This is a genomic window from Rhodoferax sp. GW821-FHT10B06 (assembly GCF_059415605.1).
Genome location: NZ_JBWKNO010000006.1, coordinates 186,188 through 197,238 on the forward strand (window position 1 = coordinate 186,188; position 11,051 = coordinate 197,238).

The following is an 11,051-nucleotide window of genomic DNA, read 5'->3' on the forward strand; positions in this document are numbered from 1 at the left end:
CGCTCTTAGTTTTTGCTGACACGCTGCACCTGGGCTGCTGCGGCGGCCATGGCGGTCTTGGCGTCTGACTGGTGCGTCAGCACCTGTTGCATGGCGCCCGAAATCGCCTTGGAAATTTGCGGCCACTCGGGGTTGGGGCCACGCGGGCGGGCGTACTTCATCTGCTCGGCAAAAGCCTGGTAGGCCTGCGGCCATTTCGGGTCTTTGGACACCGCATCCGATGTCGCGGGCAGGATGCCGAAGTCATTCCAGTTCCGCCCCTGCTGCGAGATCACATATTCCAGAAAGCGGAAGGCCGCCTTGGGGTTGGCCGCCGTCTTGGGGATCACATAGCTTTGCTCGCCCAGGGCCGAGGTGCGCGGGCTGTCGGCCTTCTCGCCGGGCAGCAGGGCCACGCGCCACTTGAACTTGGCGTTCTTGTCTATGCCCGGAATCTCCCACGGGCCGGACACCACCATGGCGGCGTTGCCGTTGACAAAGGTGGCGGTGGAGTCGGACTGGCCACGGTTCAGCGTGTCGCGCGAGGCCAACTTTTCGTCCAGCAGCTTTTGCCAGAACTCTACCGCGCGGATGGCGCCAGGGCTGTTCAGCTTGTCCCAGTCGGCGCCGGTGCTCTGGATATAGGGCAGGAACTGAAAAGTGCCCTCCTCGTTGCCGCGCGCCGAAAAAGCAAAGCCGTAGATGTTCTTGGCCGGGTTGTTCAGCTTGGCTGCCGCGTCGTGCAGCTCGGCCCAGGTGCGCGGTGGCTTGTCGGGGTCCAGGCCGGCTTCGCGGAACATATCGTCGTTGATGTACAGCGCAATGGTGTTGGCACCGCGCGGTATGCCCACCAGCTTGCCCTTCCAGCTGGAGTTGAGGCGCGGGCCGGGGAAGATCTTGTCGGCATTGATGACCTTGGACTGCTTGACCATGTCGTCCAGCTCCAGCAGCGCCTTCTTGGCTGCGAAGAAGGCGACGTTCGGGTTGTCGATAGGCATGATGTCCGGCCCGGTGCCGGAGCGGATGGCGCGCAAGGCCTCGTCGTTCACATCGGAGAACGCAACGCGGCGCACCTCGATGGTCAGGTCCGGGTTCTTGGCCTGGAACTCCTTCACCATGGCTTCGGTGTAGTTGTCCTGCTCGCCAAAGCTCCATATCTTCAGGGTCTCGGCCTGGGCGGCGCTGATGCCGATGCTGAGTGCGGCTATGGCCGTGGTAGCCCATTGCAGGGCAAATCGTCGATGCATGGTTTTGTCTCCTTGTAGTTGGCACATCCAGGCGGGTTGCCCGGCCTGCGGTGGCACAGCGGCTGGGCGCCCAGCGCCCGCGTCCTTGCACCACGTCGTTCTTATCACCCGTTGCTTCCTTCGATTAGCATCACCGGAAACGTTTACGGAAACATATTATTCAATGCTCGAACTAAGTACGTCAAGCTGGGAAATCCCATGAAAACCCTTGGTCTGCCATGCACGACACGCAAAGCAGCGCGGCAGCAAACCCCAGCACTACGCCAGGTTATCGAGATATACGTAACATAGTCGTTTCATATATCGGAGTACAGCAACGTGGGCCTCGTCAAAATCTCGGAACCTATGCACGACAACCTGCGGGTTGCCAGCGCCGCCTTGGGCCGTTCCATCAACGCGCAGGCGGAACACTGGATGCGCATCGGCATGATGGGTGAGCTGAACCCCGAGCTGAAATACGGCGAGCTGTGCCGGCTGCTGATCCAGGACGAAATCCGCGCCGATGCGCAGGTGATGGAGCTCCCCCGAAAGGCCCAGGCATGAAGAGCGAAACCGTCACCATCCGCCCGCCGGCGGAAGTTGCCCTCGCCCGCCGCGCTGGCCATCTGGCCGCCGAGGTGCTGCGCATGATTGGCGAGCACGTGCAGGCCGGCGTGACCACCGACGCGCTGGACAAACTGTGCCATGACTACATCGTCGATGTGCTGGAGGCCATACCCGCCAACATCGGCTACCACGGCTACCCCAAGACGCTATGCACCTCGGTCAACCACGTGATCTGCCACGGCATCCCCTCGGCTAAGGTGCTCAAACGCGGTGACATCATCAACATCGACGTGGCCATCATCAAGGACGGCTGGTTTGGCGACTGCAGCCGCATGTACTTTGTAGGCGAACCCAGCCCGCTGGCGAAACGCCTGGTGGACACCACCTACGAGGCCATGCGCGCCGGCATTCTGCAGGTCAAACCCGGCGCCACCCTGGGCGATGTCGGCCATGCGATCCAGACCGTCGCCCACCGCGAGAACTTCAGCGTGGTGCGGGAATACTGCGGCCATGGCATAGGCCAGATCTACCACGACACGCCCCAGGTGCTGCACTACGGCCGGCGTGGCGAAGGGCTGAAACTGGAGGCCGGCATGATCTTCACCATCGAGCCCATGGTCAACGCCGGGCGGCGCGAAACCAAGGAGCTGCCCGACGGCTGGACGGTGGTCACCAAAGACCACTCGCTGTCCGCCCAGTGGGAACATATGGTCGCGGTGACCGAAACCGGCTTCGAAGTCTTGACGCCCTGGCCCGAGGGCTACGGCAGCTACCCTGCCATCGCCTAAGCCACGGTATTAGCCAGCAACGTCGCTGCCGCCCTGCAGGATGTTCAGCGGCCACAGCTGCTGGAAACCGGCCGCCGGCGTACCCGCATCGGCCGCCGCCATACGTACCAGCAGCGCCTCGGCCAGGCGCGCACCCAACGGGCGCAGGTCTACCGAGAAGCCGCTGAGCCGGGGCGACAGGTACTGCGCCAGCTCACCCGTCAGCACACCGCCAAAAATCGCCATGTCCCGGCCCGGCTGCAAGCCGCGCTCGTGCAGGCCGCCGTAGGCACCTATGGCCATGCAGTCACTTTGCAGAATCACGGCAGTAGGCGGCTCGGGCAAAGCCAGCAGGCGGTGTATTTCGCGGTGGCCGCCGCGCTCGGAAAGCTCTTCACGGCCAACCAGGCCGTTGGCCACCACCAGGCCATGGCGGCGCATGGCGCTGCGGTAGCCTTTGCGCATCAAATGGCCCTGCATGGCGTCGTCTTGCGGGGTGCACAGCGCAATGCGCTGGTGGCCCCGCGCCACCAGGCTGCCCACCACCTGGGCCACGCCCAGTTCAAAGTCCAGGTCCATCCAGGCATGTTCACCGCCCGAGTTGCTGCGGCCCAGCGCCACGTACGGGAAGCCTTGCGCAGCGATGTAGTCCAGGCGCTCGTCCTTGCGGCGCGTGCCGGCCAGCACCAGGCCGTCCACCAGGCGCCGCTCGACCACGCGCTTGAGGCGCGCCAGCTCGTCCGCGTCGTCACGGTTCTGGAACAACACCAGCTCTAGGTCTTCGGAGGCAATGCGGGTCTGTATGCCTTCGGCCAGGGTCAGGAACAATGACCAGGTGTAGTTTTCATGGCTGCTTTTGGGCGGCAACATCAGGCCGATGGTGTTGTGCCGACCCTTGCGCAGGCTGCGGCCCGACTGGTTGGGCGCATAGGCGCGGGCCTGGGCGGCGACTTGCACGCGCAAGCGGGTCTGGGCGCTGACTTCGGGGTGGTTGTTCAGCGCCCGCGACACCGTGGCAATGGACAGGCCCAGGTCCTGGGCCAGGCTTTTGATACCCATGGCGGTGCTCAGGTGGAGTGCAGCGGCCCCAGCTGCGGCAATGCGCGCAAGCGGTAGGCGAAAACAGATAGGGAGGGCATGATTTACTGTAGCACGGCTCCCATACCAGCTTACAGATAAAAAAGGCCACCGGCGCAGATAGTACCTGCGCTAGCAGCTCTCAAATCAATAGCATCAGGGCACACCCAGGAACAGATACACGTTGCTGCTGTGCCCGCTGGCCAGGCCGTAGCCGATGTAGACCGGACCCAGCGGCGTCTCGCCGCCCAGGTAAACCGTGACCGACTCCAGCGTGCCGGTACGCTGCGTTTCGGTGTAACGCGTACCCATGCGCGCGGCTTCCAGCGCCAGGCCGGCGCGCATATCGCCGCGCAGGCCCAGAGGCAGGCTGCCCAGAATGCGCTCCAAGCCGACACGCCCGTAGCGCATATCGTCGCCCAACAACTGGCCGCGCGCATAGCCCGACAGCTTGAGAAAGCCGCCCAGTGAGGCCGCGTCGAACACCGGCAGCGCCCCCCGGGTCGAGCCGGTGTAGGCGAGCTGACTAGTAAAGACATAGCTGCCCAGCGAAAAACTGCCCTGCAGCTGGGTGTCCAGCTTGTCGTAACGGCGCTCGGGAGAGGTGAAGTAGCGGCTGTGCAGCGCCCAGCCGTGGGTGGGAAAGTACAGCCGGTCCAGCTGGTCCAGGTCCAGGCTGGCAAAGCTGCCCTGCACTTGCTGCGATTGGTCGGTGAGCACGGCAACACCGGTCTGCAATGTCGCCCGCCCCAGGGTGTTGGACACGCCCAGGCGCATCTGCCCCAGGCTGCCCAGGTTGACGCCGCCGGCCAGCTCCAGGCGCACGGTGCTGACGTCGTATTCCGCCACCTTGCGGTTGTCCTGGTAGGCCGGGGCCGAACGCGAGGCATAGTGCACGCTGGGCTCGATGAACCAGTTCTGCCGTGGGTCCAGCGGCTGGTAGTACTCGGCGTCCACGCCGGGTTCGCTGCCAATCTGCCCATTCACCAGCAGCTGCCCGCCCATCCGGTTCAGCGCCGTGCGCTGGTAGGCGGCGCGCAGGCTGAAGTCAGAGCCGTTCTTGCGGTCGCTCTCCAGCACCACGGCGAAGCGCAGATAGTCTGGGCCCCAGGGCTTTTCCACCGGGGTCACGCGCAGGATGTTGCGGCCACGCTCGCTCAGCAGGGTGTAGTCCACGCTCTGGTAGTAGCCGTCGCCATAGACCCGCTCCAGGTCGCGGTACAGCGCATCCGCATCCAGCAAACTGCCGGTGCGCTGGCTGATGTGCTGGGCCACCATTTGCGGATCGGTCAGCTTGGGGCCCACGATGTCGATGGCATCGACGATGGCGGTTTTACGCTGCGCGCCGGCCAAGGCCTGGGCCCAGGCGGCGTAGGCATCCGGCTGCATGGACAGCGTCTGCAGCTGGGCTGTCAAAGCCGCAGCGGCCTGGTAGCCACGCTCCACCGCATCGGCATTGCGGTCGAAGTCGCCAGCGGTGATGCCTTCCAGCGCAGGGCGGATATAGATGTCGGCGGGTGTGAGTTCGGCCATGGACTGGCTGACGTTCTGCTCGGTCAGGATGTTGATCATCTGCGCCGACACGCTCAGCGCCGAGCCAATCTGCTCCGGCGCCAGCAGGGGCGAACCCACGTTCACGGCAATCACCACGTCGGGGTGGCACAGCGCGCGCACCTCGCGCACCGGCAGGTTGTCCACCAGGCCGCCATCCACCAGCTTGCGGTCGCGGTAGTCCACCGGCGCCATCAGGGCCGGTACCGACATGCTGGCGCGCATGGCCTGGGTCAGGCTGCCGTCGCGCAGCACCACGCGCTCGCCGGTTCCGATGTCGGTGGCGATGATGGATACCGGCAGCGGCAGGCTTTCGATCAGGCGCTCCGACAGGTCGGCGCGCACCAGTTGGTTGAAGAACAGCTTGATCTTCTGCCCCGCCAGAACACCCGGCGGAGCCACCACGCCAGACGCCCCCAAGCCCAGCTCCAGACCGGGCAGGTAGCGTTGCACCAGCATCTTGTTGCGGTAATTGGTTTCGGGGTAGGCCGTGTCGTCCTGGAACAGGTCGTTCCAGTCGGCCTTGGCCAGGGCGCGCCGCATCGCGTCGGGCGGCAGGCCAGCAGCGAAGGCGCCAGCCACCAGCGCACCCATGCTGGTGCCGGCTATGCAGTCCACCGGCACCCGCAGCTCGTTCAGCACCTCCAGCACGCCCACATGCGCCGCACCTCGGGCTCCGCCGCCGCCCAGCACCAGGCCCACACGCAAACGCTTGGCCAAGACCGGGCCGGCCGCGGGGCCGGCATCGGCCGCGCTTTGGGCCAGGCTGCTGCATGCGACAGCCGCCAAGGCCATGGCTAGAAACACGGAGAAAAGTAAGGGCGGGCGTAGAGCGGGTATCTGCATGCCGGGCATTGTCAACCGCCAGCACCCGGCATGAGGGCGCAAAAAAGCCCGCCGAAGCGGGCTTTTCTGGAGCACCCGGGTATTAGCCCATTAACCCATGTGCAGGCCGCCGTTGACCGAGAAGTCGGCGCCGGTAGCGTAGCCACCTTCTTCCGATGCCAGCCAGGCGATGATGGAGGCGATTTCTGCCGGCTTGCCCAGACGCTTGACCGGCACGGTAGCCACGATCTTGGCCAGCACGTCTTCACGGATGGCGTTGACCATGTCGGTGCCGATGTAGCCAGGACTGACGGTGTTGACCGTCACGCCCTTGGTGGCCAGCTCTTGTGCCAGCGCCATGGAGAAACCATGCATGCCGGCCTTGGCAGCCGAATAGTTGGTCTGACCGGCCTGGCCTTTTTCGCCGTTCACCGAAGAGATGTTGATAATGCGGCCCCAGCCCTTTTCCACCATGTCGGCCACCACTTGTTTGGTGACGTTGAACATGCTGTTCAGGTTGGTTTCGATCACCGAATCCCAGTCTTCACGCGACATCTTCAGGAACATACGGTCCTTGGTGATGCCGGCGTTGTTCACCAGCACGTCGATAGTGCCGTGCTCGGCCTTGGTCTTGGTGAAGGCTTCGACCGTGGAATCCCACGAACCTACATTGCCCACCGACGCGTAGAAGGTGAAGCCCAGTGCAGCCTGCTCAGCCAGCCATTTGGCGTGGTCGCGCGTAGGGCCGCAACCGGCGATGACCTTGAAGCCCTCGGTGTGCAGACGTTGGCAGATGGCGGTCCCGATGCCACCCATGCCGCCGGTGACGTACGCTACTTTTTGACTCATTTTTATCTCCTGTTTGTTTTGAAAAATTCGGTGCTTAACGCTCAATCGTCAGAGCAACTCCCATGCCACCACCAATGCACAGCGATGCAATGCCCTTCTTCGCATCGCGGCGGGCCATCTCGTGCAGCAGGGTCACCAGAATGCGGCAGCCGGACGCGCCGATGGGGTGGCCGATGGCAATTGCGCCGCCGTTCACGTTGACCTTGCTGGTGTCCCAGCCCATTTCGTTGTTTACCGCGCAGGCCTGGGCCGCGAAGGCTTCGTTGATTTCCAGCAGGTCCAGGTCCTGCGCTTTCCAGCCAGCGCGGGCCAGGGCTTTTTGCGATGCGGGCACTGGGCCCATGCCCATGTAGGCGGGGTCCAGGCCGCTGGTGGCGAAGCTGGCGATACGGCCCAGGGGCTTCAGGCCCAGGGCGGCAGCCTTCTTGGCCGTCATCACCATCACGGCAGCAGCGCCGTCGTTGATGCCCGAGGCATTGCCTGCGGTCACACCACCGGCCTTGTCGAAGGCGGGGCGCAGGCCGGCCAGGGCTTCGGCGTTGGTCTTCTTGTTGATGAATTCATCGTTGGCGAAGACGATAGGGTCACCCTTCTTTTGCGGAATGGTGAAAGGGGTGATTTCATCCTTGAACTTGCCGGCTTCCTGGGCGGCGGCAGCCTTTTGCTGGCTGGCCAGGGCCAGGGCATCCTGCATCTCGCGGCTGATGCCGTATTTCTTGGCCACGTTCTCGGCGGTGATGCCCATGTGGTACTGGTTGTACACGTCCCACAGGCCGTCGACGATCATGGTGTCGGTCATCTTCCAGTCACCCATGCGCTGGCCGTCGCGGCTGCCCAGCAGCACGTGGGGCGATGCGCTCATGTTTTCCTGGCCGCCGGCGATCACGATCTCGCTATCACCATAGGCCACGGCCTGGGCCGCCAGCATCACGGCCTTCAGGCCGGAGCCGCAGACTGCGTTGATGGTCAGACCGGGCGTGCCCTGGTTGAAGCCGCCCTTGATGACGGACTGGCGGGCAGGGTTCTGGCCCGCACCTGCGGCCAGCACCTGACCCATGATGACTTCGCCGACCTGCTCGGCGCTCAGGCCGCTGCGCGCCAGCACTTCCTTGATGACGTGCGCGCCCAGTTCGGTCGCGGGGATTTTGGCAAGGCTGCCGCCAAACTTGCCAACAGCCGTACGTGCGGCGGAAACGATGACGATGTCTTCCATTTTGAGCTCCTAGTTTATTGATCTGTTACGGGGTGAATGTCAGTGTAGAGGTTGCTTATGGCAGTTCCGCATACGCAAAACTACGAGGCGCGGGTTTTCACGTAGCGGCCTGGCGCCGGCTCGGTGGCCTTGTACCCGCCTTTACCATAGGCCGTGGGTGCAGCCACCTGCTTACCGGCGTGGCCCTTGAGCCAGACCGACCAGTCGGTCCACCAGCTGCCTGGCTGCTCGGTGGCACCGGCGATCCAGTCCGCCGGCTTGGCCGGGAACTGGCTGGACTCGCTGGTCCAGTAGCTGCGCTTTTTCTTGGCCGGCGGGTTGATCACACCGGCGATGTGGCCGGAAGCCCCCATCACGAAGCGCTTCTTGCCCGGCAGTACCTGGGTGGACGCATAAGCCCCGCCAATCGGCACGATATGGTCTTCACGCGAGCCGTAGATGTAGGCCGGCATATCCAGCTTGCCCAGGTCGATCTTCTGGCCGCAGACCACGGCCTTGCCCGGCTTCACCAGCTTGTTTTCAAGATAGGTGTTGCGCAGATACCAGCAATAGAACGGGCCGGGCAGGTTGGTGGAGTCGCTGTTCCAGTACAGCAGGTCGAACGGCGGCGGGGTTTCACCCTTGAGGTAGTTGCCCACCACGTAGTTCCACACCAGGTCGTTCGGCCGCAGAAAGCTGAAGGTGCTGGACAGGTCGCCGCCCGGCAACAGTCCGCCCTTGCCCAGTTGCAATTCGCGGTACTTGACCATGGCCTCGTCCACGAAGATGTCGATGATGCCGGTGTCGGCAAAGTCCAGCAGCGTGGTCAGCAGGGTCAGGCTGGCCACCGGCTTTTCACCGCGCGCGGCCAGCACCGCCAGCGCCGTGCTGAGAATCGTGCCACCCACACAAAAGCCCAGGGCATTGATCTGCTTGGCGCCCGTGATCTCTTGGGTTACCGCTATGGCTTTAATAGCAGCTTCTTCGATGTAATCGTCCCAGGTCTTGTGGCCCAGGGACGCATCCGGGTTGCGCCAGCTGACCACAAAGGTGCGATGGCCCTGCTCTACCGCGTAGCGGATCAGCGAGTTTTCGGGCTGCAGGTCCAGGATGTAGTACTTGTTGATGCAGGGCGGCACCAGCAGGAACGGGCGCTCGTAGACCTTGGCCGTCAGCGGCTTGTATTCGATAAGTTGGAACAGCTCGTTCTCGAACACCACCGCGCCTTCGGTCGTAGCCACGTTCTTGCCGACTTCGAACAGGCTCTCGTCGGTCATGGACACATGGCCCTGCTGCATGTCGTGCACCAGGTTCTTCAGGCCCTTGGCGATGCTTTCGCCCTGGGTTTCCAGCGCGCGCTTCTGGGCTTCGGCATTCAGCGCCAGGAAGTTGCTGGGCGCCGACGCGGCCATCCACTGCTCGACCGCGAAACGGATGCGGGCACGGGTTTTCTCGTCGGTCTCCACCGCGTCGGCCAGACCCATCAGGGTGCGGCTGGTCAGCAAATAGGCAGCGGCGGAATACGTGGTGAAGGGGTTTTCGGTCCAGGCCTCGGAGGCAAAACGCCTGTCCTTGCGGATGGAGGCCGCGTCCAGGCTCTGGTTCCACAGGGCAGCGGCATCTTGTAGATACTGCTGCTGCAACTCTTGCAGCTTGTCGGGGGAAAACGCGATCTTGGGGGGGGTAGCGGCGCCGTTGACCTGGCCCATGTCCAGACCTTGCAGTGGCTTGATCGCATCGGCCCAGGCACGCGTCCAGCCGTCGCCCAGGGATTGCTGGAATTGCCGGGCGGCTTGCGCCCAGTCCGGTTCAGAATGCATAGTGCTTCCTCACAAAGCTTGTTATTGATTGCAATAACAACTGGCTAAAACTCGCCCTCTACAGAGCACTATCTTTATGTACATCGTTCCGATTGGCTGGCTTTACGTGGCCCTCATGATGGCAGTGGCAGAGGCCACCAATACTAATGGCACTGTACTCGGCGCCGTGTTCACGTTTGTACTCTATGGAGCGGTGCCGGTCGCCTTGGTGGTTTACCTAATGGGGGCTCCGGCTAGGCGCCGCGCCATCAAGGCGCAAGCCGCGTCGGAGCTGGCTGCGCAGCAGGCGGCAGCCTCTGCGCAGACGTCAATCGCCGAGCCAGATACTGGCAGCCATTCGTCCACAAATAGGACTACGCCGGTAGGAGAAAAATCGTAACGAATTGCTAACAGTGCACCACGCCGGGCTGCCGTCGTTGCCATATATGCCGCGCACACCCAGTGCCTGCAACCGCAAACGCGCCAGTCCAGGCAGATCTGCCAGCCATTTACCCGGCCCATGGGGCACAAAGCAGGCGGCCGCCTCGGGCTGGTGGGCCATGAAGGCGGCCGGTACCTCGGGTCCCACTTCAAACTTCTGCGGGCCAATGCACGGGCCCAGCCACGCTATTATTTCTGTAGCTCCTGACGCAGATGCTGCCTGCGCCAGAGCATGTATTTCTTCATAAGCCGCCTCCAGCACGCCCTGCCCGTCCTGGCCCAGCAAACCGCGCCAACCCGCATGGGCTGCGGCCACCGCCCGGCCCTGGGTGTCGGTGAACAGCACCGGCAGGCAGTCGGCCACCATTACCGTACAGGCCTGGCCGGGCTGGTTGCTCACGCTAGCGTCGGCCACGATGGGCGCTGGCTCCTTCGCAGGAAGCCGCACCACGGCCCGGCCATGCACCTGCTGCAAGAACGTGGGTTCGGCCTGTAGCCACTCACCCAACAAGGCCCGGTTGCGCTGCACGTCGGCCAACACATCGCCCACGTGGTCGCCCAGGTTCATGGCGTCGAAAGGCGCGGCCGACACGCCGCCCGCGCGGCTGGTGAACACCGCGTGCACGGAACGGGGGGCGGGCCAGTCGGGCCGCAGCCAGTCGCTGGGAAGGGTCTCAAGTTTCAAGATCGTGTGCTGTGAACTAAGTTGCTGGCAAGCATACATTGCAGCCGCCCTCAATCCAGTTTTCGCACCCTGCATTGCTATTTTTTCAATAGC

9 protein-coding genes are annotated in these 11,051 nt (G+C 63.7%); 2 read left to right on the plus strand and 7 right to left on the minus strand.

Annotated features, from left to right (window positions below):
* Positions 1–5: 5 nt before the first annotated feature.
* Positions 6–1,226: an ABC transporter substrate-binding protein gene (locus AC07O2_RS12080; protein ID WP_495075987.1), complete on the minus strand. Its 1,221-nt coding sequence runs from the start codon at positions 1,224–1,226 to the stop codon at positions 6–8.
* 318 nt (positions 1,227–1,544) lie between these two features.
* On the opposite strand from AC07O2_RS12080, the gene AC07O2_RS12085 reads away from it, so the two are divergent.
* Both AC07O2_RS12085 and map read left to right on the plus strand, forming a co-directional pair.
* A complete protein-coding gene (locus AC07O2_RS12085) occupies positions 1,545–1,769 on the plus strand; it encodes a ParD-like family protein (protein ID WP_495075988.1) in 225 nt (74 codons plus the stop codon).
* Positions 1,766–2,560, plus strand: a complete 795-nt coding sequence (map, locus tag AC07O2_RS12090; RefSeq protein ID WP_495075989.1) for a type I methionyl aminopeptidase — start codon at positions 1,766–1,768, stop codon at positions 2,558–2,560. Before AC07O2_RS12085 ends, map begins: the two co-directional genes overlap by 4 nt.
* Before the next feature lie 9 nt (positions 2,561–2,569).
* Here the strand turns inward: map and AC07O2_RS12095 are convergent, their stop codons facing one another.
* The 6 genes from AC07O2_RS12095 to pgeF form a co-directional block, all read right to left on the minus strand.
* On the minus strand, positions 2,570–3,598 hold the full coding sequence (locus tag AC07O2_RS12095; RefSeq protein ID WP_495075990.1) for a LacI family DNA-binding transcriptional regulator: 1,029 nt from the start codon (positions 3,596–3,598) through the stop codon (positions 2,570–2,572).
* Between the two features lie 174 nt (positions 3,599–3,772).
* Positions 3,773–5,974 (minus strand): patatin-like phospholipase family protein, encoded by a 2,202-nt coding sequence (locus tag AC07O2_RS12100; RefSeq protein ID WP_495075991.1) that lies wholly within the window; start codon positions 5,972–5,974, stop codon positions 3,773–3,775.
* A gap of 129 nt (positions 5,975–6,103) precedes the next feature.
* Positions 6,104–6,841, minus strand: coding sequence for an acetoacetyl-CoA reductase (phbB, locus tag AC07O2_RS12105; protein WP_495075992.1), 738 nt, complete (start codon positions 6,839–6,841; stop codon positions 6,104–6,106).
* A 34-nt stretch (positions 6,842–6,875) separates the two neighbouring features.
* Positions 6,876–8,054 carry an acetyl-CoA C-acetyltransferase gene (locus AC07O2_RS12110; RefSeq protein WP_495075993.1) on the minus strand — a complete coding sequence of 393 codons (1,179 nt, stop codon included), beginning with the start codon at positions 8,052–8,054 and terminating at the stop codon, positions 6,876–6,878.
* 80 nt (positions 8,055–8,134) lie between these two features.
* Positions 8,135–9,853 (minus strand): class I poly(R)-hydroxyalkanoic acid synthase, encoded by a 1,719-nt coding sequence (gene phaC, locus AC07O2_RS12115; protein ID WP_495075994.1) that lies wholly within the window; start codon positions 9,851–9,853, stop codon positions 8,135–8,137.
* 307 nt (positions 9,854–10,160) lie between these two features.
* Entirely contained in the window at positions 10,161–10,958 is a 798-nt protein-coding gene (pgeF, locus tag AC07O2_RS12120) for a peptidoglycan editing factor PgeF (RefSeq protein ID WP_495075995.1), read from the minus strand.
* Positions 10,959–11,051: the final 93 nt, after the last annotated feature.

Bases quoted from the DNA above. Each gene is read 5' to 3' on its own strand.
- phbB (WP_495075992.1), bottom strand. From the start codon at position 6,841: ATGAGTCAAAAAGTAGCGTACGTCACCGGCGGCATGGGTGGCATCGGG.
- phaC (WP_495075994.1), bottom strand. From the start codon at position 9,853: ATGCATTCTGAACCGGACTGGGCGCAAGCCGCCCGGCAATTCCAGCAA.
- AC07O2_RS12110 (WP_495075993.1), bottom strand. From the start codon at position 8,054: ATGGAAGACATCGTCATCGTTTCCGCCGCACGTACGGCTGTTGGCAAG.
- AC07O2_RS12080 (WP_495075987.1), bottom strand. From the start codon at position 1,226: ATGCATCGACGATTTGCCCTGCAATGGGCTACCACGGCCATAGCCGCA.
- AC07O2_RS12095 (WP_495075990.1), bottom strand. From the start codon at position 3,598: ATGGGTATCAAAAGCCTGGCCCAGGACCTGGGCCTGTCCATTGCCACG.
- map (WP_495075989.1), top strand. From the start codon at position 1,766: ATGAAGAGCGAAACCGTCACCATCCGCCCGCCGGCGGAAGTTGCCCTC.